This is a genomic window from Dethiosulfovibrio peptidovorans, from assembly GCA_002748665.1.
Classification (GTDB): Bacteria; Synergistota; Synergistia; order Synergistales; family Dethiosulfovibrionaceae; genus Dethiosulfovibrio; species Dethiosulfovibrio peptidovorans_A.
In genome coordinates, this window is sequence record PDTB01000027.1 from 22,325 (window position 1) to 46,352 (window position 24,028).

Sequence of the window (24,028 nt, forward strand, 5' to 3'; positions counted from 1 at the left end):
AAGTCACCTCCCTGATAAAGCTATTGTATCGGAAGAACCTGTCCAATACCTCTCTTTTTCTGTCATTTTTTTCTCCAATTGCCTCGTCTCAAAAGAGCAGAAAACGTTGTCCTGAAGGGAACGGTATCCTGTATTTGATCGTTTTTCTGGTCTCGGTGCTTGGGGGCGGTAGTGGGCCTATACTTGTGTCCACAATGCCTCCCTTGGTGGCTGTCGACGAAAGACGAAAGGAGACTGAATCGAGATGAACGGACAGGAGCGAATAAAAATGATGGGGGAGGGCAGTGTCTCCAAAGCTTTATTCCGATTAGGGGTTCCTATGGTCTTCAGTATGGTGGTTATGGCTCTGTATAACGTGGTTGATACGTACTTCGTATCGGGGTTGGGTACGGTTCCTGTCGCTGCTGTGTCGGTAGCCTTCCCTTTTTCTCTGCTCTTTACGGGAATTGGTCTGTCCTTTGGGTTTGGAAGTGGCTCGTTCATCTCTCGCTTTCTCGGATCGGGTGATCCTGAACGTTCCGTGATCTATGCATCAACGGCAGTGGTGGCATCAGGCGCTGTTGCCGGTATTATAGCCGTGGCTTTTCAGATTTTTTTGCCCGATCTTCTTGAAGTCGCTGGAGCCAGGGGAGTGGTTCTGCCCGTCGCCATGGGATATGGACGGTGGTTTTCAGGGGCTTTGGTTATCAGCGCCGTCAACGTAGCTTTGGGGAACGTGACCGTTTCCCAGGGTGCTCCTGTTATGACACTGACGGCGATGTCCATTGGTGCTCTGAGCAACATGGTCTTAGATCCTCTGTTTATTTATGTTTTTGGGTTTGGCGTTCGAGGAGCCGCCATCGCAACGGTCCTTTCCCAGTTTCTGAGCCTGGGGCTGTACGTACGGTTTTATCGAGGCCCAAAAACCTCTGTGAACATCGACCTCTCCCGATGCTCGACCTCAGTTGGCGACTACGTGGCTATCCTGAAAATCGGGCTTTCTATGTTTGTCTCTCAAATTCTGTCTGCCCTCTCGATGGCGCTTATCTCTAATAAAGCGTCTCTCTACGGACCGTCGGGCGTGGCTGCCATGGGAGTCGTCCTGAGGATCGTCGCTCTTGGCTCTTTTGTCGTCTTTGGGTTTGTCAAAGGCCTTCAGCCTCTGGCAGGTTATTCCTATGGAGCGGGGAATGGGTCCAGAGTTCGAAAGGCTGAAAAGGTATGCTTGATATGGACCACGAGTTTTTGCCTCCTATGGATGGGTGTCATAGCTTTCTTTGGGAATCAGGTTATGTCGTGGTTCAGCACAGATCCGTCGGTGCTGAAGATCGGTCGGAAAGCCCTTCAGGTTCAAACCTTGCTCTTTTTCACGTTCGGTTTTCAGTTTACCTACGCGACTCTCTGTCTGGCGCTTGGGCACGCTCGTGAGGGAACGCTCCTCACAGTAAGCCGTCAAGGCCTGTTTCTCATACCGACCCTTATACTTCTTCATGCTTTCTTTGGATTGGATGGGGTTATCTACTCTCAGGCTGTGGCCGATGTTTTGGCGACGCTCTTGACCGTATCCCTGATCATGCCGGTTAGAAAAGAGGTGGACGCCATGATCCGTGTTCCTCGTGAGTCACATGTTTAAAGGTCAGTGGATAGACAAACCTATCACCCCCGTTCTGTAGTGATCTGAAGATGGTTGTGGTTTGTTTTTCCTTTTTCAGATCCGGCGCCATGTGACGGATGTATTGAACACCTACACCGTCCCGTGAAACACGACGACACAGGGCTTGACCAGATGGGCTTTTCGATGTATCGTATCTGAGTTCCGTTGCGCGCCTGTAGCTCAGCTGGATAGAGTGCTGGCCTCCGGAGCCAGAGGTCGTGGGTTCGAATCCCGCCGGGCGCGCCATTTTTACACTATATAAACAGTAGTAGTTACTAAAATTGACAGAAAGACGAGTTTCTTGTTATACTAAGATCGTGGGGTCGAAGATGTTCAAGTGCGCTGTTTTTCGTATCAAAAGTGGCTACTAAAATTAATATTAAAAGAATGTTTTATTATAATGGGATATGGTTGAATCGGTATGGAACATACTATAGAAGGAGGGATGTAACATGAGTAAGGAGAAGGAATGTTGTACAAGTGATGAACTAAGAGCTGTTGCGGGAGGTCGTGCACCGGACTTTAAGCTTCCTGCATACTACAAGGGTAATCCGATGACATCGGTACGACTGTCGGACTTCAAGGGGAAGTGGGTCCTTTTGTGTTTTTATCCGGGGGATTTTACGTTCGTCTGAGCCACTGAGGTGTCAGCGGTCGCTGACAAATATGAGGAACTTCAGAAACTTGGTGTCGAGGTTATCGCCATCAGTGTGGACAGCGCCTTTGTCCACAAGGTATGGAACGATCAGGAGCTCAGCAAGATGGCGAAGAAAGATGTGCCTTTCTACATGGCGTCGGATAGCTCAGGATCTGTCGGCACCCTGTACAACGTATACAGCGAGAAGATGGGGGTTGATATAAGAGGTCGCTTCATCATTGATCCTGATGGCGTCATTCAGGCGATGGAGGTTCTGACGCCGCCTGTAGGACGTCGTTTTGAGGAAACTCTCCGTCAGATTCAGGCTTTTCAACATGTCCGAGAGACTCAGGGAGTCGAGGCTTGCCCTGCCAGTTGGGTTCCTGGGAAGAAAACCCTGAAACCTGGCCCTGATCTTGTAGGGAACGTCTGGAAAGAGTGGAACCCCCAGGACGATCTGTAAACACATTGATGTGCTTTATAGTTAACGTTGAGGAAGTTCAGCAGAAGTGCGCCGTATTTCGGCGCACTTCTGCTCGTTTATACAAGGGATGTCTAAGAAGCACCTCTCAAAACGTCCTACCCCTGAGAGAAGATGGAGGGGCTGCTCCTCCCCGAGATAGAACGGCTACAATACCGATTATAACTAACTAAAAGGTACCTCCTGTACTGTCTCGGCTTGGGACGACGTCCGCCTCGCCTCAGTCGACACTTCACGACGGCAGGTCAAAAATACGAACCTCGAATGGGCTCTGGTGGAACGACCTGAGGCGAGTTTCTGAGTTTTTAGAGGTCCCTAAACACCTGAAAAGGAATGGGATTCCCTTAGAACGGCGAAGTTTCCTTGCGGGAGAAATCGCCTGTGACAGCCTTGAGTAGGTGAACGATCCACTGATACGTATAAACGCGACTGGGTTTTCCAGGAACCGTCAACATTGGAGATGAGGCATTGTATGCCGTTGTTCGAGGAATTACTCGTTCTCTTCTTCAACACGGCATGAAAAAATTTATCATCCTTAATGGTCATGGTGGTAACGGCCCCATCCTGGACAAGGTCGCTCTTGAGGTGTATCAGGCGGGAGGCCTTGTCGCTATCGTGGATTGGTGGGTTCTTGCGGGGCAGATCAATTCGGAGTGGATTGGGGGGCATGGTGCGGGGTCGGTCATGATGGCGCTGGCCCCCTCATCGGTAGTCAAGGAGAATTGTTTTTCCTCAGAGATTAGCAATCTTTCGGAATGTCTGCGAAACACCCGTATCAGTTCCGTACGTTACGGGAAAGGATCGGTGCGTATTATCCGGGATGCTTGGGATGTTTCCTCTAACGGAGCGTACGGTGGCTCAGATGCTCCAGAAGACGCTTCTGCTCAGATAGGGCAAGCTATCCTCGATACTCTGACTGAGTACATGGATTCCTTTGTGACCGAATTTACAGCGCTTTCTCTGAACAACAGAAAGTCATCCTCCTACACCCTTCAATCTTTATGATCTTTTATTTGATTATTTTTTTACCCCGTTTCCTTCAGAATCGTATGATATAGTCGGGCTCGTCCTACAGTTCCGTGATTGATCCAACTTCTGTGGTCCACGAATAAAGTAGAGGTGATGGACGTGTCAGTACTGGATGAGCTTTCGGCGATGTTGGAGCGAGCCGGGCGTCGGCAAGGCTGGTGGGGTGTCGAGAGTATGGCGGTGGGGTGCTCTGGCGGGAGCGACTCGATGGCCTTGTTGTGGCTCATGGTTCATCGTTGGCCTGGGATGGTGTTGGCTGTACATCTGGACCACGGGCTTCGTGGCGACGAAGGACATGCCGATGCTGCTTTCGTGGCCGAATGGTGCAGGGGAGCGTCTATTCCGGTTCGTATCCTTCGTCGGGATGTTCCTGCTGAGGCACGAAAGGGCGAATCGATGGAGCTTGCGGCCCGTCGAATCCGTCATCAGGCTTTGATCGATGCGGCCCGGGAGTGGAAAGCCTCGGCGGTGGCTTTGGCTCATACCTCCGATGACGTGGTGGAGACCTTTTTCCTCAACCTGTCCCGAGGAACGGGTCTCTACGGACTTGCTGGGATTCCAGATGTCCGGGGAGATCTGGTTCGTCCCGTTTTGGAGGCCTCCCGGGAACGGCTTCGAGAGCTTCTTCGGGAGGTGCGGTGGCCCTGGGTAGAGGATCATACCAACGACCAGGATAGATATCTTCGAAATCGTGTCCGTCACGAGTTATTGCCCCTGTTAGAAAATCGGATTAACCAAGGTGTCCGTCGTCACGTTTTGGATCTGGTCTCCGATATGAGGCGATGGCGTCACCAGGAGGAGACAGAGGCGTCGCTTCTGGCGGAACGTCTGACTCTTTCTCTGCCGCGGAGCCTGGCAGCTCTGAGCCGAACTGGGGTTCTGGCGCTGGCCCGAGAGCGTCAGGCGTCGCTGTTTCGACACATGGGGCGTTCTCTGGGATTACCTGTTCTGTCTCGAAATCGGACTGAGGGTCTCCTTGAGCTGGCGAAGAAGTCATCTCGATGGCGGTTTCAGTGGGGCGGAACGGTGGAGCTCTGTTCTCACAAAAATTTTCTTGCGTGGATCGATCGATCTCTTTTGGAGGAATCTCCTCCTCAGTCTGTAAACCTGGAAAGGCCGAGGGGACGAACGCGGTGGGGAATTTGGGATGTGGCGTGGTCGTACAAAAGGGACGTTCGTTCCTTTCGAGCTCCTATGGAAGCCGCTATCCCGATTTCCGATGGCGATGCGTGTACTCTGTTTTCTGCGTCTCAGGTTCCCGAGAGGAAAAAATGGGGTGGCCCTTGGTGGTTGGCGGACTCCGTGCCCGTCCTCGCTGTCGATGAGAGACCTGTCTGGTCTCCATCTTTCCATGTGTGGAAAAATGGGTGGGATTTTCCCTCGAATAGTGTAAAATGTGATGGTGTTTGCCTGATACGGTTCACCTGTCCCTAAAAGGGAGAAGGAAGGAGCGCTGTACGTATATGGAATATGAGATTTCTGAGATCCTTCTTGAGGAGGATCGCATCGCCGCTCGAGTTGCCCAACTGGGTGCCCAGATCAGCAAAGACTACGAGGGTAAGGACTTGGTCGTCGTTGGTATTCTTCGGGGAGCGGTGATTTTTATGGCTGACCTCGTTCGGGGTATCGAAGATTGTGTTCGAGTGAGCATGGATTTTATGAGTGTCTCGTCCTATGGTGCCTCCACCCAATCTAACGGAGTGGTCCGCATCGCCAAGGATCTGGATAAGGACATCCGAGACAAGGATGTCCTTATCGTTGAGGACATCGTGGACACGGGCTTGACTCTGTCGTACCTCAAAAGGGTTCTTCTGGAGCGCCAGCCTCGGAGCCTAGCCCTGTGTTCTTTGTTGGACAAAAAGGAACGGCGGGTTGTCGATATCGCTGTGGATTACGTGGGCTTCGACATTCCCGACCTGTTCGTTGTGGGGTACGGCCTGGATTACGCTGAGCGTTGGCGTAACCTGCGGTCGGTGTACTCGGTTCAGCCCGTATCTCAGGTGTAACCGGAAGGAGGCGGCGGGTTGCAGCGGTTAGTAAAAAATCTTGGACTCTATCTTATCCTGATCGTTCTGGTAGTGAGCCTTGTCAATGTCTTCTTGTCCCCAGAACAGCGAAATGCTCACGTTAAGAACCTGAGCTATACCCAGTTTCTTAACGAAGCGGATAGCGGCAGGATCAAGTCGGTAGTGGTGAACGAGTCTACCCTGACGGGCAAGACGGTGGATGGCAAATCGTTCTCCACGTACGTAGTCGGAGTTGGCGACGTGGCCAAAGACATAGCGGCCAAAGGGGTGGACGTCACGGTTATGCCTCCTCAGAGGACGCCGTGGTGGGTTACCATGATGTCGTCCTTGTTCCCGACGTTGCTTCTCGTCGGTGTGTGGATATTCTTCATCTACCACATGCAGGGTGGTGGAGGCAAGGTGATGAGTTTTGCCAAGAGTAAGGCGAAAATGTTCATGGACAATCGGCCCAAGGTCACCTTCGACGATGTAGCGGGCTGTGATGAGTCTAAGGAGGAGCTTCAGGAGGTCATCGAATATCTGAAGGACCCCACGCGGTTTACAAAACTGGGAGCCACCGTGCCCAGAGGCGTTCTCCTTCTGGGGCCGCCTGGGACGGGAAAAACTCTGCTCGCTCGGGCCTGTGCCGGCGAGGCCGAGGTGCCTTTTTTCAGCACCAGTGGTTCTGACTTCGTAGAGATGTTTGTGGGGGTAGGGGCCTCACGAGTTCGGGATTTATTTGAGCAGGCCAGGAAAACTCAGCCCTGCATCGTCTTCATCGACGAGATCGATGCCGTAGGACGCCAGAGAGGTGCCGGGCTCGGTGGCGGTCATGATGAACGTGAGCAAACCCTGAACCAGCTCCTGGTCGAGATGGATGGATTTGACGAGAAGACGGGGATCATCCTCATCGCAGCCACAAACCGAGCCGACGTTCTGGACCCCGCTCTGCTTCGTCCTGGTCGGTTTGACCGTCACGTGGTGGTGGATCGACCGGATGTTCGAGGGCGTCGGGCTATTCTGGACGTTCATACAAAAGAGAAAAAATTAGACGATGAGGTAGATCTGGACGTCATTGCCCGCAGAACTCCAGGGTTTGTCGGGGCCGACCTGGCCAACCTGGTGAACGAGTCTGCCCTCCTGGCCGCTCGGTTTGGCAAGGATCGAATCTCGATGGATGAGTTCGAGGAGGGGATTGATCGGGTGATCGCCGGAACTGAGCGCCGCAGCCGTCTCATAGGTGAGAAGGAGAAAAAGACCATCGCCTACCACGAAACGGGGCATGCCCTGGTGGCAAAATACATTCCGGGATGCGATCCGGTCCACAAGATCTCCATCATCCCCCGGGGAAGTATGGCGTTGGGCTATACCTTGCAGCTTCCCGAAGAGGATCGATTCCTCATGTCGAAGAAAGAACTGATCAACAATATCTCGGTGCTTCTGGGCGGTAGGGTGGCCGAGGAACTTGTCTTTGGCGATATCACTACTGGAGCGTCCAACGATCTGGAGAGGGCAACCCAGATAGCCCGTCAAATGGTCACCCAGTATGGTATGAGTGATACCTTGGGGCCAGTTACCTTGGGGAAAAAACAACACGAGATATTTTTAGGTCGCGACATCGCTGAAGACCGAAACTACAGCGAGGAAGTCGCCTACGCTATCGATCAGGAAGTTCGAACCATAATGGAGGATGCCTACGAGCGGGTTCGAGCTATTCTCACGGAGAATATGGAGAAGGTGGAGCTCGTGGCCGAGACCCTGCTTGAAAGGGAGGTCCTGGACGGCAAGGAACTAAACGCTCTGCTGGGAGAAGCCGAGGACGAGCCTGAACCCGAGCGACCGAAGGACGACAAGGCGAGCCCCGATGAGGACACTCCCTTGGAGGATGTCGCCGTATCCCCGCCGGAGGGGGAGCCGACTGAGGTTGATCTGCAAGCGTGATACGGGCGGGAGCGACGGTGATTTTATCGGCGCTCCTTCTGTCTCTTTGGGGGAGGTGACTATGTGTGAGCGGTTTTTTTAACCTGACGTCCCCCTGGGGCCCTTCGGGGGACCAGGAGCAGGCCATTGAAAAACTGATGGATGGCTTCGATAAGGGGATGGCCGCTCAGACCTTAATGGGTGTCACCGGCAGTGGAAAAACCTTTACCGTGGCCAACGTGGTCCAGAGGCTTCAAAAACCGACCCTGGTTCTGGCCCATAACAAAACCCTGGCGGCGCAGCTATACAGTGAGTTCCGGGACTTCTTTCCCGATAACGCCGTCCACTATTTCGTCAGCTACTACGACTATTATCAGCCCGAGGCCTACGTGCCGTCGTCGGACACCTACATCGAGAAAGACGCCTCGGTAAACGACCGGATCGAGAAACTTCGACTGGCGGCCACCAAGGCTCTGATCGAGAGGCGGGACGTCTTGGTGGTGGCCAGTGTCTCCTGTATTTACGGTCTGGGTAAACGGGCCACCTACGAGGATGCTGTCATCCCCTTCGCCGTGGGTGACGTCTGGGATCGTCGGACCTTTTTCGAGGCCCTCCTTGCCGGGTACTACCGCCGAAACGACGTCTCCCTGTCTCCGGGGACATTTAGGGCCCGGGGGGATGTGGTGGAGATCTTTCCATCCTACAGCGACACGTGTCTTCGTGTGGTGTTCTTCGACGACGAGATCGAGTCCATCGAGGAGACCGATTCCGTCTCGGGGAAGTCGCTCCTGTCAAAAGACCGGGCGGCCATCTATCCGGCGCAGCACTACGTCACCACAGACGAAGCGGTGTCTGGAGCGATGGAAGCCATTACCGACGAGATGAGGGCTCAGGTGGAGGCGTTCGTGGCCCAGGGAAAGTTTCTGGAGGCTCAGCGGATCGAGAGCCGGACCAGATACGATATGGAGATGCTCTCCGAGACCGGGTATTGTTCGGGGATCGAGAACTACTCCCGCTATCTGGATGGACGATCCGAGGGAGAGCCGCCCGGAACCCTCATCGATTTCTTTCCCGACGATTTCTTTCTGGTGGTGGACGAGTCTCACATCACCCTGCCACAGGTTCGGGGCATGTTTAACGGCGACCGGGCCAGAAAAGAGACCCTGGTGACCCATGGGTTCAGACTCCCGTCGTGTCTGGACAACCGTCCCCTTCGGTGGGAGGAGTTCACCAGGTACATGGGGCGGACCCTCTTTTTATCCGCTACGCCCGGTGACTACGAGAGCTCCGTCTCTCTGCAGGTCGTGGAGCAGGTCATCCGTCCCACCGGGATCCCCGACCCTGAGGTCTTCGTCGTTCCGGCCACGGGGCAGGTCGACGACCTGCTTGAGCGTCTTCGGGTTGTGGTGGCCAAGGACGAGCGGGCTTTGGTGACCACCCTGACGAAAAAAGGAGCGGAGGATCTGGGCGGGTATCTGAAGGATCTGGGGATCAACGCCAAATACATCCATTCGGAGCTGAACACCTTTGAACGAGCTGATCTCATTCGAGAACTTCGATCCGGCGAGGTCTCGGTTCTCGTGGGCGTCAACCTTCTCCGTGAGGGTATGGATCTGCCGGAGGTTACCCTGGTTGCCATCCTGGATGCTGATCGGGAAGGATTCCTCCGGTCCTATCGGTCCCTGATCCAGGTCATGGGGCGTGCGGCGCGTAACGTGAACTCGACGGTGGTTCTCTATGCTGATGTGACCACCGACAGCATCGCCAGGGCGGTGGACGAGACGAGCCGACGGCGAGAGCTCCAGATCGCTTACAACAAGCGTCACGGTATCGTGCCGGAGACGGTTCGACGGGAGATCCGAACCCTGTTGCCCGAAGAGCTGATGAAAGACGCCCTGCCCAAGGACCCCGACGTCTGGGAAGAATCTCTGGAGGGCCTTGAGGAACGGGATCTGGAACAACTCATGTGGGAGGCCGTGGAGAAACTTCAGTTCGAGCGAGCTGCCAGCCTCCGTGACATGTTGATGACTATCAGAGGAGGTACCTCACTTCGTGTCGCACGGAATACGAATCGCCGGCGCAAGAGAACATAACCTGAAAAACGTCACGGTCGATATCCCGAAGAACACACTCACGGTGGTCACCGGTCCATCGGGATCGGGAAAATCTTCCCTGGCCTTCGATACCCTGTACGCCGAGGGACAGCGGCGGTATGTTGAATCCCTGTCGGCCTATGCCCGGCAGTTTTTGGGTGTCCAGAAGAAACCCGATGTGGACGATATCGACGGGCTTTCCCCGGCCATATCCATCGAGCAGAAAGGGGTATCCCACAATCCTCGATCCACGGTAGGCACCGTTACCGAGATCTACGATCACCTCCGGCTCATTTTCGCCAGGATCGGAGTACCTCGCTGCCCCGACTGTGGGGCCGAGCTTCATCGTCACAGCGTGGATGAGATGGTGGATATGGTCCTTCGGGAGCATGGCGGAAGCCGGGTTGAGGTCATGGCTCCGGTGGTTCGGCGAAAAAAGGGGGCTTTCCGAAACCTGTTTGTCGGCCTTCGGAAAAAAGGTTTCCTTCGGGTGCGGGTGGACGGTGAGGTGTACTGGTTGGAGGAGGACCTGGAGCTTGATAAAAAAAAGCCCCATGACGTTGAAGTAGTGGTGGATCGCCTTAAAGTCATGGAAGATCGTCAAGGCCGTTTGGCTGAGGCCATTCAGGTCTGTCTGGATCTGAGCGAGGGATTCGTCCTTCTGGAGTTCGAGGGCATCGAGTCTCGTCGGCTCACCGAGCGGTATGTCTGTCCCGACTGCGGATCGCCCTTCCCTGACCTGGAACCCCGACTTTTCTCGTTCAATAGTCCGAGTGGCGCCTGTCCTGAGTGCTCCGGTATCGGGAGCCATCGATCTTTTTCCGAGGATCTGGCCGTACTCCCTGATCGTCCCCTGTTGGACGGAGCTCTTCTGCCCTGGAGGAAGAACCACTACATGACTCGTCGACTGGAGACCTTGCTTCTGTCTGAAAAAATCGACGGTACTCGCCCCTACGGCAGGCTCTCCAAGAAGCTTCGAGAGATGGTCCTGTACGGTTCAGATCGGCGGCTTCGGCTCACCTACGAGCGGGGTGGTGAGGTGTCGGAATATATGGGGCGATATGAGGGGCTTCTGCCATGGCTGGAGCGCCGTTGGAGGGAGAGCGACTCGGAGATCGTTCGGGACGAGCTTGGTCAGTATCAGGCGGAGGATATCTGTCAGAGATGCTCTGGGCTTCGACTTCGTCCCGAGAGCTTGAGCGTTTTCGTTGGGGTATGGACCCTGGGAGATCTGGTTTCCATGCCTGTGGACCGCCTTCTGGAGACCGTTCGAGCCCTGGAGCTCGATGATAGGGAACGACAGGTGGTGGGGCAGGTCATTATGGAACTGATCAAGCGCCTGGATTTTCTTGTCCAGGTGGGAGCCGGGTATCTCTCCCTCAACCGTCGGGCCGATACCCTGAGCGGTGGCGAGAGCCAGAGAATCCGTCTGGCGACCCAGATAGGATCCAAACTTACCGGGGTGCTCTACGTCCTTGATGAGCCTACTATTGGCCTTCATCCTCGGGACACCGACAGACTCATCGGTACCCTTTCAGCTATACGGGATCTGGGTAATACCGTGGTCGTGGTGGAGCATGACCGGGATGTGATGAACGCCGCCGACTATTTGGTAGAGATGGGGCCCGATGCCGGTGAGGGCGGCGGGTACGTGGTTCGGCAGGGAACTCGGTCCGAGTTTGACGGATCGGCGGGGCAGACGGGGCCCTATCTCTCTGGAAACGTCTCGGGGCTATACACTGATGGGCGGACTATACCTGGGGCTGACGAAATCAGGATCCTGGGGGCTGAGGAAAACAACCTGGCGGACCTGGATGTATCGATACCCACGGGGTGTCTCGTCTGCCTCACGGGCGTCTCCGGCTCGGGTAAGAGCACGCTGCTTTATGACGTGCTCTATCGGGGCATTCGTCGACGTATGGATCCGACCTATCGAATTCGTCCTGGCGTGCATAGGGATATTCTGGGTTGGGAATCGATTAAAAAAATGGTCATGGTGGACCAAAGCCCCATCGGCAGGACGCCCCGGTCCAATCCTGCTACGTATACGGGGTTGTTTACCCATATTCGGGAATTCTTCGCCCAACTTCCCGAGGCCAAGATCCGGGGTTTTCGTCCCGGCCGCTTCAGTTTCAACGTTCGAGGTGGTCGATGCGAGGCCTGTGGTGGTGCAGGGGTCCAGAAGGTCTCCATGCTCTTCATGCCCGACGTGTACGTGGACTGCGACGTCTGTGGTGGTAAACGGTATAATCGGGAAACCCTGGAGGTCACCCATCGGGGCAGGAATATCGCCGATGTCCTGGAGATGACCGTGGACGAGGCTGCAAACCATTTCAGTGAGATTCCGGCCATCGCCTCCCGGTTGGCCTTCATCCAGGACGCCGGTTTAGGATATATCCGACTGGGCCAGTCGGCCCTCACTCTGAGCGGTGGCGAGGCTCAACGGGTCAAGCTGGCCAAGGAGCTGGGACGACGGACAGGGCAGGGAACGTTGTATCTTCTGGATGAACCCACCACCGGTCTGTTCTATACCGACGTGCTCAAGCTGATCCGTATCCTCCGTCGGCTGGTTCAGCAGGGCAACAGTGTGGTCGTCATAGAGCACAATCTTGACGTGATCTGTTCCGGGGACTACGTTATCGATCTGGGGCCAGAGGGAGGCTTGGGAGGCGGTCGCCTCGTGGACGCTGGGTCTCCAGAGGACCTGGCGTATCGGAAGTCGGGGTATACCGGCGTCCATATCCATCGGTATATGAACGAGAGGAGGTCTGGACCGTGAAACGGCGGTACGGTAGAGGATCCTCGAATGATGGGGGACGGGATACCGACAAACTTTGCTGGGGGCGGAACCCGGTCTTTGCCGTTTTAGATGCCGCGCCGGGATCCTGTGAGAAGATCTTTTTGGCTTCAGGAACCGAGTCTTCCTTTAGGACTCGGCTCTTGGAGGCCGCCGGGATCGGTGGTGTGGAGGTCGTCCAGACGGGGAGTTCCGTTCTGGACGAGATGACCCGGGGAGAAAAACATCAGGGGGTGGTGGCTCGGGTCCTCATGCCTCAGGCTCGATCTCTGGGAAAACGCCCTCACAGGGATGGGACCGACCTGCTTCTAGCTCTGGACCACGTGAAGGATCCTCATAACTTTGGAGCCGTGATCCGAACCGCTGAGTCCGCCGGGGCATCCGGGGTGATCTTCCCGGGACGGCGCTCCGTGGGGGTCACGGGGACGGTCGTTAAGACCAGTGCTGGTGCGGCGTTTCGGCTTCCCCTGTATCAGGTGGTCAACCTCACCCGATCCCTGAAGGAGCTTAAAAAGGACGGATATTGGGTCGTGGGACTGGATCACCGGGCTCGGAGCGATATTTGGTCTGAGCCCCTGCCAGAGCGGCTGCTCCTGGTCGTCGGGGCAGAGGGCGAAGGTTTGTCCCGACTGGTTTCGGAACGGTGTGACGACCTGAGGCGAATTCCCATGGCTGGTCAGGTCGGTTCGCTGAACGCCGGGGTTGCGGCCGCGCTTGGCATGTTCGAGTGGCGTCGCCACATCTTGGCAGGACGAAAGGAGCAACCTAAATGAGTAATGAGTTAAAAATATCGGTAATCGGAGCTGGTGCTTTGGGTGGAGCGGTGGTTGAGGGATTGCGCCGTCGTGACGTTGATGTAACTGTCTTCGATACGAATCCAGAGCGACAGAGCGCCATGGCCGATCTGGGTGCCACTGTGACCGAGACCGTTTCTCAGGCCATAGAGGAGGCCGATCTGATCTTCTGGGCTTTGAAGCCTCATCTCATCCTTCCCGCAATTCGGGAACAAGCTCCGCTCCTGAGCGATCGGTTTTGCTGCTCTCTGGCGGCCTGCGTCGACCTGGCTCTCCTGGACCAGGCCGCTCCTGACGCCCGTTGGGCCCGAGCCATGACTAACATATGTGCCGGGGTCTGCAGGGCCTTCACGGGGTATGCCGTGACCGAGGGAGTGTCAGAGGACGACCGGGCCCTCCTGGAAGAGAGTTTGACCCATCTGGGGTTGGTTCGTTCCATGGCCGAAGCGGATCTCGACGGGATCATCGGGGTGGCCGGTTCAGGGCCAGCCTACGTCTTTACCGTCCTGGAGGCGTTCATCCAGGGTGGCCTGGCCTCGGGGCTGAGGGCCGACGTCTCTCTCGAGGCGGCCGCCATGACCCTCATCGGGTCAGCGGAACTGGTCCTTCAGGGAGGCGAGCATCCGGCGGTGTACAAGGACCGGGTCTGTACTCCGGCGGGGACCACCATCGAGGCCCTTCGGGTCATCGAGGCCGGAGGTCTTCGGACCGCCCTTATCGATGGGGTGGTCACAGCCTGCGAAAGGGGGCGAACCGGTGCTCAGGCCCTGAGGCACCGTCTTCAGGAGGACTCGAGCCGCTGACCTTTGGGTCTCCACGTGCGTGGTGATGGCTGAAATCTCCTGCTGGGCTGCGATCTGCGACATGCTCATATGCGACTGCTCCCGATGATGGCTGACAGGTCTGTCTAAGCTGGAGTTGGTGCCATTACCGGGGGGCGATCGCCTTTCTCTGACCTAGAAGCGGCATCCCCCGGGAACTCCGGTGTGGCCGGATGACCGACGTATCTCCTCGCCTCCTGTTCCTGCACTCCCGAGGAGATCTCTCTCCTCGTTTCTCATCTCCTTACACGTCCACGTGTCCCGTTTTCCGTCACCACTCCCATTTCTCACGGAGGAGACCTCTTTTTTCCCGACATTTTGTTTCCCCAAGAGGCCAGTCCGATGTTGAGCCAACAGCAGGGACGAGGTGTCTTTGCCCTCTCTGTGTAACGGATATATTGAAAACCTACAGAGTTTCCAGGGCGGCTCTTCCTTTATCGCTTTGACATGTCACCATGGACTGTGTTAGAATTGCTCAATTCTTGTCGTTTCTTCGCCTGGGAAATGGACATTTTTAAACACAATTATCTCGATGGAGGAACGTCAGGAAAAAATTTTTCTCGAAGGAGGAATGGAAAGATGAGGTCGAAACAGATTGGCACACCGAGCGAACAGAAGAAGAGGTTTGCCATGCCTCACGTCTACGTTCTGCTGATCTCTCTGACCATCGTCGTGGCGTTGGCCAGCTGGGTGCTCCCGGCTGGGGAGTTTAAGAGGGAGATGAGTGAGGCCGTCCATAGAACCGTCGTGGTTCCTGGGTCGTACGCCCCTGTTGAATCCACTCCGGTTGGACCTTTCCAGACCTTCATCGCCATCCAGAAGGGGATGATCGACGCTGCAGCCATCGTCTTCTTCGTCTTTCTCGCCTACGCCTCCTGGTTCGTCGTCCTGGAGACCAAGGCGCTCAACGCCTTCATCGGCTGGCTGCTTCGTCTCTTCGATGACAAAAGCGACTATATTCTCGTCGTCTTCGTCTACGTCTTTGGCATGATGGCCTCTGTTTTTGGCATGTTTGAGGAGACCTTCGGATTCATCCCCCTCTTCGTTGGCATGGCCATCGCCATGGGGTACGATGCTATTGTCGGGCTGGCCACCGTCGGATTGGCCATCGGCATCGGATATACGGCGGCTGTGATGAACCCCTTCACTGTGATCCTGGCCCAGAACTTCTCAGGGCTTCCCTTTTTGTCGGGGTGGCAGTTCCGCATCGTGACCTGGGTGGTCATGGAGGCTCTGGCCTCCTGGTGGATCGTCCGGTATGCCCGAAGGATCAGGAAGGATCCCTCGTCGGGCTACATGATGGGTCTTGACATGGGGGATCTCCAGCTCGACCACGACGAACTGGTCAACACCCCGTTCAACGCACAAAACAGCGCCATCTGTGGAGTCGTCGTGGTGGCGATCGCGATCCTTGTCTGGGGCGTCACCCAGAAGGGCTGGTATTTCAACGAGCTCGTCGGGACTTTCGTGGCCATGGGGGTCGTCTGTGGCTTTATCGGGGGCTTCTCTCCCAACAAGCTTGCTGACGCCTACGTTCGGGGATTCAAGGACATCGTCTTCGGCGCTATGCTCATCGGGCTTTCCAGGGGTGTCCTCATCGTTCTGAACGAGGGGCACATCATCGACACGGTGGTGTATTATCTCTCGCTCCCCCTCCAAGGTCTTCCCAGATGGCTGGCCGCCGAGGGGATGCTGGTCGTCCAGAACCTGATCAACTTCGTGATCCCCTCGGGAAGCGGTCAGGCCGTGGTGACCATGCCTATTATGGCCCCTCTCTCCGACGTGTTAGGCATATCCAGACAGGTTGCCGTCCTTGCCTTTCAGTTCGGCGACGGCCTGTCCAACCTGATGTGGCCGACGGCCCTCATCCCGGTCATGTGTGCCATTGCCCACGTGCCTCTCACCAAGTGGTATCGGTTCTTCGTGCCCTTTTTCCTCATCGCCCTCCTCTTTCAGGGGCTCTTTGTCGCTGCGGCTGTGGCCCTGGGGGTGAGTTAGATGATTGACCCCCTCTATGATCGGCTTTCGACGAAGCTCGACGGTGTCATCCTACGTTACGAGAGCGAAGCTATAGGTCTGTCGGACTGGATAGCAGCTCACCCCGAGCTCTCCGGCGAGGAATTTCAGGCGACGGATCGAATCGTCGCACTGCTCTCTGATGCGGGGTTTTCGGTTCAGCGTCCTTACGCTGGGCTTCCGACGGCCTTTCTGGCACGAAAAGGCGAGGGTGCTCCGAAGGTCGCTGTTCTCGTCGAATGCGACGCCCTGCCAGGCCTGGGGCATGCCTGTGGACACTGTGTCCACGGAGCTATGTCCGTCTTGGCTGGTCTGGCGATCGGGGAGATCGTCGGCGACATTGCTGGCACAGTCGATGTCGTCGGGACACCGGCGGAGGAGACGGACGGTGCCAAGTGTGCCATGGCCGCGGCAGGGCTTTTTGACGATTACGACCTGGCCATCATGATCCATTCCTTTGGAGGCTCAAGCTCGGCGGCCTTTCGCTCCCTGGCCATGGATGGCTATCGCTTTACCTTCACTGGCAAGGCCGCCCACGCCGCCGCCACTCCCTGGGAGGGGAAAAATGCCCTCAACGCCGTTCAACTGATGTTTCATGCTGTGGATATGCTTCGGCAGCACACGCTTCCAGAGGCCAGAATTCACGGCGTGGTGGATTCCGGTGGAGTTGCACCGAACATCGTCCCGGACAGGGCCATCTGTCGCTTTGAGTTCCGGGCATCCAGGAGAGACTATCTGGATGGCCTGACGGCCAGATGTCTGGATTGCGCTAGGGGAGCTGCCCTCGCCACTGGGACGGAGGTTGTATGGGAGACCTTCGAGTCCAGCTTCGACGAGATGGTCCCTAATCCGCCGGGGGAGGCCTTGATCGAGGAGATCTACCGGGAGCTTGATATTCCTTTCGAGCCTCCAACGGCTCCGTCTGGGTCCACCGACGTGGGGAACGTCTCCCAGCGGTGTCCGGGGCTCCAGCCTTTGCTGGCCATCATGCCCCACAGGTATCCGCTTCACACCGTGGATTTTGCCGCCGCTGTCACCGCTCCAGAGGCCCATCGGGCCCTCGTTCTTGGAGCGAAGGTCATTGGCAGGGCAGCGATCCGAACGTTTCTCGACGATGAGCTCAGAGCCGCCATGAAATCGTTCGTCCCGAAGCGTTAAGGGAGTTACACGAGAGCCCAAAACACAAAGATCGCTCCGTCCCTATTGTGAGACGGAGCGATCTTTGTGTTAAAAGTCCGATGTTCCTTAAAATATAAGGGTAGCTCTCTGTTCCAGTAAAAGTATAGTTGAGAGTTTCAAGCTCCGCAGGCTGTTTCTTGAAATGGCGATCGTGGAACGTTGTCACCGAGCTAAAGTGGTTTATGTTCGTGTCTGGCACGCTTAGGGAAAGTCACCCGAGGATGAGCAGTATCACAGAGTTTTCTCGACCTCTTCTGCCAAAAGACCTTTGTAAAGAGACCAGCAGGCCATCACCATGATTATAGCGAAGGGAGGAGCTGCTGCCAGGGAGATGGTTTGAAGATTTTGCAGTCCGCCGGTCATGAGAAGGACCACCGCCAGAGCTCCCATGAGGATGCCCCAGACGGCCATCTTGTTCTTCGGTGGGTTGAGGTCCCCGTGGGCGGAGTACATAGAGAGGACGAAGGTGGCGGAGTTGGCCGAGGTGACGAAGAACGTGGTGATCAGGACGGTCATCAGGATGGACATCACGGATCCAAGGGGGTAATGAGCGTACATCTCGAAAACGCCCGTGGACATGTCCCCCAGAATTTTTTGGGAAATCTGGATCCCCTTGGAGATCTCCAGGTTAAGTGCGGAGGTGCCGAAAATGGCGAACCAGGTGAAACTTCCCAGAGCAGGGACGACAAATACACCGGCAACGAATTCCCGGATGGTCCGTCCCCGGGAGATTCGGGCCACGAAGGATCCCACGAAGGGAGCCCATGCGATCCACCAGGCCCAGTAGTAGAGGGTCCAGTTTCCCAGGAACGTCTTGTACTCCCCTCCGTAGGGGGCCATGGTGAAACTCTCTGAGACCACGTTGGAGAGATAATCGCCCACTCCGGTCATGAGGGATTCGATGATGGACAGGGTTGGTCCCACAAGGAAAAGGGCCAGCATGAGGATTCCACAGATCAGGAGGTTGAAGTCGGCGACCTTCTTGATGCCCTTTTCGATACCGAGTACCGCTGAGCCGGTGTATAAAATGGCCAAACCGACGATGATGGCGATCTGGATAACCGTGCTCTTGGGAAGGCCGAAAACCTGGCTCAGCCCGCTGTTGAGCTGGAGGGTCCCAAGCCCCAGAGACGTGGTGATCCCCGCCAGAGTTGCGAAAATGGCCAGCACGTCGATGGTCTTTCCAAAGGGACCTCGAACGCCTTTTTCGCCTACGAGAGGCAGAAAAATACTGCTGATCAGGCCCGGAGCGTTCTTTCGGAACTGGAAGAAGGCTAGGGACAGTGCGATGACCGAGTATCCCGCCCAGGGGTGAAGCCCCCAGTGAAAGAAGGATATCCGAATGGCATCTCGGGCTGCCTGTACCGATCCAGGCTCAGCCCCAAAGGGCATTGATCCGAAGTGGTAGATGGGCTCGGCAGCACCGTAGAACACCAGACCGACCCCCATGCCAGCCGAGAAAAGCATGGCGAACCACGACAGATTCCTGAACTCGGGTTTGGAGTCTTTGGGCCCCAGCTTGACCTTGCCGAAACGGCTGAAGGCGATGAACAGACAGAAAATAACGAAGATATTCATGGACAGAAGATAGCCCCACCCGAACTTGTCGGTCAGGACACTGAACAGCTTTTCAGCGAATGCCCCGAAGCTCTCAGGAGAGACCAGACCCCACAGGACTACCCCCAGGGTAATCCCGATGGATACGATAAAAACGGAATTGCTCTTATGCTTGTTTTCGTTCATGCTCAGAGCTCCTCTCATGGGTTTGTGTGAAATACGAGAAAGGATGAAGCCGGAGAGTGGCGTGTCCCCTCCCCGGCTTCCATCGATTTAGACTAGAGTTTTGTGGGGAACACGGTGGGTTCCTCGACCTCTTTGTTCAAAGAATCCAGGGCCACCTCGACCCGATGTTTTCTCAGGGCCCATTCGTCCTCGGGGCTCAGCTCGGGATCTCCCAGAGGATAGGGGACCGACACGGTCTGCACCATCCGGTTGGACCCGACGGTCTTGGCCACGTCCAGAAGGTTGCACATCACCACCACGGGGAATCCCGCACGCTCGATCTCCTTCGCCATCGTTGCACCGCAACGAGTACAGGTTCCTCAGGTGGCCGTCAGAACCACAGCATCCACGCCGGCGTTCTTCAGCTCCTGAGCGATCTCCCTGCCGAACTTGGCAGCGTAGGCCTGGGTGGTCCCGGTTCCTACCGTGACGTAGAAGAAGTCGTGGAGCTTGCCGAACTTGCCTTCCTTTTCCCAGAATCTCATGGCATCCACCGGCACGCCCCGGTCGGGCACGGCACACATGGCAGCCGGGTCGAAGCCGGCGTGGATGGTCTTGAAGACCCCTTGGGGGAGATTGTCCCTCTTGGAGATGTCATACTTGCCCCACTTGGTTGCCGAGGCCGACTGGATATGATCAGGGTTGTCCACTGGCACCACCCCGCCGGAGGAAACGAGGGCGATGGTCGCCTTGCTCAGATCCTTCACGGGAGGTGCAGGGGGGATAGAATCCGTCTTGGGGACCACCAGCTCGCTCTGGAAGGCTTCGCCATTGAGCTTCTTGATGAGCATATCCACGACCCGGTCCGCCGCCATGGTCCCCTTGGGATGGGGGATTTCGAAACGGACGCCCCGGGGATAATAGCCCTCCTCGGCTGCGGGTTTCAGATCCTCTCCCCTGGCGATCTTTTGGGCGAAGGCGGCCATCTTCTCCATATCGTCCTTCATGAATGTGGCCTTTCGTCCACCGTGGAACACGTACGCCTCCGATCTGAACTGCTCGACGCCGGGGTTTTCCTCGTTCATGGACGTGATCACCGGTACGCCGAACTTCTCCTTGACGGCCTTGCACACCAGGCCGCATCCCACTCCGTACCGTCCGGCCATAAAAGCCGGCCCGGCGAAGAATATGTCGAACTCCTCCTTCTCAAGCCATCCCAGGATCTCTGCCATGGCTTCGTCGGTGTGTCCCGTGACGTAGTTATCTCCACAGATGATCGTGTGGGTTACCTGAACGTCGGGCATCATGCCGTTGAGCATGTTGGAGCAGCCGACCAACTCTGTGTGGAAAGTCGGTTTTGCATCGGCGGCTTCCTCGCCTCCAACTTGACCGAAAAACTGATTGATATAGTGAATAGCTTTCATCGCCATGATATCTCACCCCACCCCTAAAAATCGGCGCAGGTCTTCCGGGAAAACCCGCTGATGTGATTGCAACAGAACATGCCGTTGTTCTCCATGGTGGCCGAACCGTCGGGACGAACGCAGCCCTCCCATCCACCGGAACTGCCGTCTCGGGCCAGGGCCTCCAGTTCTCCAATAACCTCCATGGGCTCCAGCTCGAACAGCTGTGATACGTTGCCCGTCGATACCAGGGCGTCGGTCATGGGGTTCATGGACACCAACGGTTGGGAACCGCCGTCTCGGCCCGTTGCCTCGTCGGAAATGCCCACGGTTTTGATGCCGATCTTCTCCAGCTCGACCAGGGCTGCGGTGTAGTCTACGTCAGGGTTTCCGTAGCCTTCCTCGGCTACGATCGCCCCCACGGCTCCCAGGTTAGACGCCATCTGGGCAAGCATCTTGGCACACCGGTCCTTCTCGGTCATCTTCACGTTTAGGGTTGACATGATCACGCCCAGGAAGTTGATCGTCTTGCCGTGCTCGGCCAAGAGTCGTTTCACCACCGGGTTCACTCCAAACTCGTACGTGGAGATCTTGGACGACGTGGGCATGAAACTTCCCGAGACCATGCAGCCGTCCAACAGCTCGTTAGGATGCATGAACGTCGGCAGCATGTGATTGCCGTCCCAGCCGTAGATCAGGGTGTTGTACCCCATAGCCTCCATCTGGGTCTGAGGCTGAAGGACATAGACCACCCCGGGAAGCTCGTTCTCCTTGGCTGAGCGTTCGGTTACCGGCGGTAATTCGAAGACCTCCATGGACTCGGGCGCCATGTCCTTGACGCACTGGCCGATGAACTCGGCGAGCTTCATGCCACCCCAGCGAAGAGCCTTGTTTTTCTTCTGCTGCTCATGGCGTTCGAAATCCTCGTTGGTATCGGCCACGAACACCAGGTTCACCATGTTGCCGAAGATGGTCTGATCCTGGTAGCGACCGCCCATATCGATAACGCCGTCCTGGAACCCGCCCATGTGCTCGCCCACAACGATCAGGCTGCATCCCTTCAGGGCGTGAGTCCGACCGTGACCGGCCTGTCCCAGAGGGGAGGTGACCCCGGGAAAGATCCCCTGACTCTTGCCCGAGACCTTGCATCGCATCTCGACGGCCTCTTTGACGGGGCACAGACGAACCCTGTCTCCTGGATGGACGATCCTGAGGTCGGCTGTCGTGATGCCCGGTTCCTCCTCCTTGACGTGGTTGAGGAGCTCCTCTTTGTTGACGGTCAGGATGCCGTCAGCGTACGAGAGCGCCTCGCCGAAAACGATATCTTTAACGTGAAACTCACCTATCTCAAGCTTCATAGACCATGTCCCCTTTCGTATGAGGTCGCGACGGGAAAACGCCTTTTGTTCGTTTTATTGTAGAGGGGTATGATGTACAGTTCTATCGGTAAGAGCGTGATTCCTCCGTCATGAAAAACGTGATTTTTATGTCCCTATGAATCTGACGAGGAGCGTATAACTGCTGCAAAGGCCCTTGTTCTGGAGAGAAACGTTGGAGACTCAGATTCAGATCTTCAGGTTTGCCGTTGAAATGAATCAAGGGAGGGCAGAAGCCCTCCCTTGATTCATTTCAACTTTTGTTTGGGGACCCACTTCGGTCATCCGTGGTTTTGTCACGTCAGATCGGCCAGGCCTTCCCGAATGGCGAAGCGGGTGAGTTCGGCGATACTGCCGCAGTTCACCTTTTCCATTATTTTTCGTCGATGAGTGTCCACCGTGTTTTTGCTGATGTGGAGGCCTTCGGCGATGGCCCGGGAGGTGTCACCTCGCACCAGCATTGTCAAGACCTCTCGTTCCCGATCGGAGAGGAGGGATGCAGGAGAAGGGATGTCCATGTCCAGGAGCTTGATATATTCTTGTACCAATATGGAGGCGATCTTGGGCGAGAGGTACACGTCTCCAGACGCCACGGTTCGGATTGCTTGGATGAGCTGGGTGGAGCTGCCCTCCTTGAGGGCGTAGCCCGACGCACCGGCCCGGAATATCTCTGCGATGAAGCGTTTGTCGGCGTGCATCGACAGGGCCAGGATGGGGAGATCCTTCCTCGATGATCTGATTCGCCGTGCGGTCTCGACGCCGTTCATCTCCGGCATGGTGATGTCCATGACCAATACTTTGGGGCGAAGTCGGAGGACGTGTTCCAGGGCCTCCCTGCCGTTTCGGGCCAAAGCCAGAATTTCCAGATCCGGCTCTTTGTTCAGGATGTCTTGAAGGCCCTCAAGAAACAGTTCGTGGTCGTCGGCCAGGACCAGGGAGATCATGACGGTGCCTTCGCTGCCCCATGTGGGTGGGGCATGAACAGGGGGGCGGTCATGGCGATAGTGGCTCCGGCTCCTGGTTCGGAGATGATCTTGATGGACCCGCCGATGGGATGAAGGCGCTCTCGGATGCTGAAGAGGCCGAACCCCTTAAGCTGCCCCCATTTCAGCGTAAAGGGGTGAGGAAAGCCCACGCCGTCGTCCTCCACGACGACCTGGATTTTGCCCGGTCCCCGGTGAACCCGAATGGATACATGGGATGCCTGGGCGTGCTTGATCACGTTGACTAGGAGTTCCCTGGTCATCTGGTAGAGGAGGATACATATCTGGTTGTCGGCTTGATGGGTCAGATTGCCTCCCTGAAAGTCGTAGGCGATTGCCTCTGGCTTGAGAAGCCGCTCTGCCAGGGCCTCAAGTGCCGGGTTGAGACCCAGTTCGTACAGGGTAGGGGGACTCACCTGGAACATGAGGTCCCGGCTGTCCTCAATGAGGGCCTCCACCGATTGGATAGCCTGATCGATGGCTTCCGGGGAGATCCCGTTCTCCCGAAAGGACTGAAGACGATGGAGGAGCGAGACAAGCGAGTACCCTATGGTGTCGTGGAGCTGGGTTGCGATGGCCCGTCGAGTTTGCTCCTCCGACAGGGTCAGCTGGGCAGCGAGACCTCGGAGCTCCTCTCTGTATTCCAGAAGCAGTTCCTGTTTCTCCCGAAGTTTTTCCTCGGATTTTTTCCATTTGGTGCGATCCAGAAAGATCACCGACACCCGGTCAGGAGGGATGGGAAAGGCGATGGCTTCCAGGTATTTGTCGATCTCCCGGCAATAGCTTTCGCAGTGGGCCGACGTCTCCTTTTCCAAGCTGTCGAGGATAATCCGATGCCAGCATGCTTCCGTTGTGGGCCAGACCTGGGGGAAGGTTTTTCCCACCACGTCGTCTTTCGAGACGCCCATAACCCGTTCGTACGCTGGATTCACGTCGAGAAAGCGGATGATCTCCCCCTCCAGCCGGTACAGGGCGATGGGGTCGAATGTTCGGTCGAAAAAGAGCCTGTAGGAGATATCGTCCAGGCTCCTGTCGTCTTTCGTCATAGCGTTAAGTCCCTTTCTATGCAAGGTTGGGTTTTTCGTGTGGCTCTAATAATACGTCATTTGTTCAGGGATGGCTATGAAAGGATCGACTC

General features: G+C 56.2%; 20 protein-coding genes and 1 tRNA gene. 15 read left to right on the forward strand and 6 right to left on the reverse strand.

The genetic code is table 11. The features are described 5' to 3' along the window. The first annotated feature begins 23 nt into the window (after nucleotides 1–23). The 13 genes from CSA35_08110 (at nucleotide 24) to proC (ending at nucleotide 14,193) form a co-directional block, all read left to right on the forward strand. Nucleotides 24–248, forward strand: coding sequence for a hypothetical protein (locus CSA35_08110; GenBank protein ID PIE54023.1), 225 nt, complete (start codon nucleotides 24–26; stop codon nucleotides 246–248). Then, complete coding sequence (locus CSA35_08115) at nucleotides 245–1,612, forward strand: MATE family efflux transporter (GenBank protein PIE54024.1); 1,368 nt, start codon at nucleotides 245–247, stop codon at nucleotides 1,610–1,612. The genes CSA35_08110 and CSA35_08115 overlap by 4 nt, the downstream gene beginning before the upstream one ends. A 190-nt stretch (nucleotides 1,613–1,802) precedes the next feature. Continuing rightward, nucleotides 1,803–1,879, forward strand: a tRNA-Arg gene (locus CSA35_08120). A 206-nt stretch (nucleotides 1,880–2,085) separates the two neighbouring features. Then, the gene (locus tag CSA35_08125) at nucleotides 2,086–2,268 is read left to right on the forward strand and encodes a hypothetical protein (protein PIE54025.1); all 183 of its coding nucleotides are present in this window, start codon (nucleotides 2,086–2,088) and stop codon (nucleotides 2,266–2,268) included. A 9-nt stretch (nucleotides 2,269–2,277) separates the two neighbouring features. Then, nucleotides 2,278–2,733, forward strand: coding sequence for an alkyl hydroperoxide reductase (locus CSA35_08130; protein PIE54026.1), 456 nt, complete (start codon nucleotides 2,278–2,280; stop codon nucleotides 2,731–2,733). 447 nt (nucleotides 2,734–3,180) lie between these two features. Continuing rightward, the gene (locus CSA35_08135) at nucleotides 3,181–3,756 is read left to right on the forward strand and encodes a creatininase (GenBank protein PIE54027.1); all 576 of its coding nucleotides are present in this window, start codon (nucleotides 3,181–3,183) and stop codon (nucleotides 3,754–3,756) included. A gap of 117 nt (nucleotides 3,757–3,873) precedes the next feature. Beyond that, nucleotides 3,874–5,214 carry a tRNA lysidine(34) synthetase TilS gene (gene tilS / locus CSA35_08140; protein ID PIE54028.1) on the forward strand — a complete coding sequence of 447 codons (1,341 nt, stop codon included), beginning with the start codon at nucleotides 3,874–3,876 and terminating at the stop codon, nucleotides 5,212–5,214. 29 nt (nucleotides 5,215–5,243) lie between these two features. Next, nucleotides 5,244–5,786: a hypoxanthine phosphoribosyltransferase gene (gene hpt, locus CSA35_08145; protein PIE54029.1), complete on the forward strand. Its 543-nt coding sequence runs from the start codon at nucleotides 5,244–5,246 to the stop codon at nucleotides 5,784–5,786. Nucleotides 5,787–5,804: 18 nt separating this feature from the next. Further along, nucleotides 5,805–7,727, forward strand: a complete 1,923-nt coding sequence (locus CSA35_08150; protein PIE54030.1) for a cell division protein FtsH — start codon at nucleotides 5,805–5,807, stop codon at nucleotides 7,725–7,727. Between the two features lie 65 nt (nucleotides 7,728–7,792). After that, entirely contained in the window at nucleotides 7,793–9,799 is a 2,007-nt protein-coding gene (locus tag CSA35_08155) for an excinuclease ABC subunit B (GenBank protein ID PIE54031.1), read from the forward strand. Further along, complete coding sequence (locus CSA35_08160) at nucleotides 9,759–12,578, forward strand: excinuclease ABC subunit A (GenBank protein ID PIE54032.1); 2,820 nt, start codon at nucleotides 9,759–9,761, stop codon at nucleotides 12,576–12,578. The genes CSA35_08155 and CSA35_08160 overlap by 41 nt, the downstream gene beginning before the upstream one ends. After that, nucleotides 12,575–13,369, forward strand: a complete 795-nt coding sequence (locus tag CSA35_08165) for a 23S rRNA (guanosine(2251)-2'-O)-methyltransferase RlmB (GenBank protein PIE54033.1) — start codon at nucleotides 12,575–12,577, stop codon at nucleotides 13,367–13,369. The genes CSA35_08160 and CSA35_08165 overlap by 4 nt, the downstream gene beginning before the upstream one ends. Then, on the forward strand, nucleotides 13,366–14,193 hold the full coding sequence (proC, locus tag CSA35_08170) for a pyrroline-5-carboxylate reductase (GenBank protein ID PIE54034.1): 828 nt from the start codon (nucleotides 13,366–13,368) through the stop codon (nucleotides 14,191–14,193). The genes CSA35_08165 and proC overlap by 4 nt, the downstream gene beginning before the upstream one ends. Nucleotides 14,194–14,346: 153 nt before the next feature. Here the strand turns inward: proC and CSA35_08175 are convergent, their stop codons facing one another. After that, on the reverse strand, nucleotides 14,347–14,565 hold the full coding sequence (locus CSA35_08175) for a hypothetical protein (GenBank protein ID PIE54035.1): 219 nt from the start codon (nucleotides 14,563–14,565) through the stop codon (nucleotides 14,347–14,349). Nucleotides 14,566–14,841: 276 nt separating this feature from the next. On the opposite strand from CSA35_08175, the gene CSA35_08180 reads away from it, so the two are divergent. Next, nucleotides 14,842–16,209 carry a C4-dicarboxylate ABC transporter gene (locus CSA35_08180; protein ID PIE54053.1) on the forward strand — a complete coding sequence of 456 codons (1,368 nt, stop codon included), beginning with the start codon at nucleotides 14,842–14,844 and terminating at the stop codon, nucleotides 16,207–16,209. After that, on the forward strand, nucleotides 16,210–17,385 hold the full coding sequence (locus CSA35_08185; GenBank protein PIE54036.1) for an amidohydrolase: 1,176 nt from the start codon (nucleotides 16,210–16,212) through the stop codon (nucleotides 17,383–17,385). A 252-nt stretch (nucleotides 17,386–17,637) separates the two neighbouring features. Here the strand turns inward: CSA35_08185 and CSA35_08190 are convergent, their stop codons facing one another. The 5 genes from CSA35_08190 to CSA35_08210 all read right to left on the reverse strand — a co-directional run bounded on the left by CSA35_08190 (nucleotide 17,638) and on the right by CSA35_08210 (nucleotide 23,936). Next, complete coding sequence (locus CSA35_08190) at nucleotides 17,638–19,149, reverse strand: glycine/betaine ABC transporter permease (protein PIE54037.1); 1,512 nt, start codon at nucleotides 19,147–19,149, stop codon at nucleotides 17,638–17,640. Between the two features lie 92 nt (nucleotides 19,150–19,241). Next, nucleotides 19,242–20,558: a glycine/betaine/sarcosine/D-proline family reductase selenoprotein B gene (locus tag CSA35_08195; protein PIE54038.1), complete on the reverse strand. Its 1,317-nt coding sequence runs from the start codon at nucleotides 20,556–20,558 to the stop codon at nucleotides 19,242–19,244. Nucleotides 20,559–20,575: 17 nt separating this feature from the next. After that, nucleotides 20,576–21,889, reverse strand: coding sequence for a betaine reductase (locus CSA35_08200; protein PIE54039.1), 1,314 nt, complete (start codon nucleotides 21,887–21,889; stop codon nucleotides 20,576–20,578). A 314-nt stretch (nucleotides 21,890–22,203) separates the two neighbouring features. Continuing rightward, nucleotides 22,204–22,851: a DNA-binding response regulator gene (locus tag CSA35_08205; GenBank protein ID PIE54040.1), complete on the reverse strand. Its 648-nt coding sequence runs from the start codon at nucleotides 22,849–22,851 to the stop codon at nucleotides 22,204–22,206. Beyond that, nucleotides 22,848–23,936, reverse strand: coding sequence for a histidine kinase (locus CSA35_08210; protein PIE54041.1), 1,089 nt, complete (start codon nucleotides 23,934–23,936; stop codon nucleotides 22,848–22,850). Before CSA35_08210 ends, CSA35_08205 begins: the two co-directional genes overlap by 4 nt. Nucleotides 23,937–24,028 lie beyond the last annotated feature (92 nt).

Coding starts and splice junctions, on each gene's coding strand:
- tilS (PIE54028.1), top strand. CDS start 3,874: ATGGACGTGTCAGTACTGGATGAGCTTTCGGCGATGTTGGAGCGAGCC.
- CSA35_08210 (PIE54041.1), bottom strand. CDS start 23,936: ATGACGAAAGACGACAGGAGCCTGGACGATATCTCCTACAGGCTCTTT.
- CSA35_08190 (PIE54037.1), bottom strand. CDS start 19,149: ATGAACGAAAACAAGCATAAGAGCAATTCCGTTTTTATCGTATCCATC.
- CSA35_08185 (PIE54036.1), top strand. CDS start 16,210: ATGATTGACCCCCTCTATGATCGGCTTTCGACGAAGCTCGACGGTGTC.
- CSA35_08115 (PIE54024.1), top strand. CDS start 245: ATGAACGGACAGGAGCGAATAAAAATGATGGGGGAGGGCAGTGTCTCC.
- hpt (PIE54029.1), top strand. CDS start 5,244: ATGGAATATGAGATTTCTGAGATCCTTCTTGAGGAGGATCGCATCGCC.
- CSA35_08200 (PIE54039.1), bottom strand. CDS start 21,889: ATGAAGCTTGAGATAGGTGAGTTTCACGTTAAAGATATCGTTTTCGGC.
- CSA35_08205 (PIE54040.1), bottom strand. CDS start 22,851: ATGATCTCCCTGGTCCTGGCCGACGACCACGAACTGTTTCTTGAGGGC.
- CSA35_08125 (PIE54025.1), top strand. CDS start 2,086: ATGAGTAAGGAGAAGGAATGTTGTACAAGTGATGAACTAAGAGCTGTT.
- CSA35_08180 (PIE54053.1), top strand. CDS start 14,842: ATGCCTCACGTCTACGTTCTGCTGATCTCTCTGACCATCGTCGTGGCG.
- proC (PIE54034.1), top strand. CDS start 13,366: ATGAGTAATGAGTTAAAAATATCGGTAATCGGAGCTGGTGCTTTGGGT.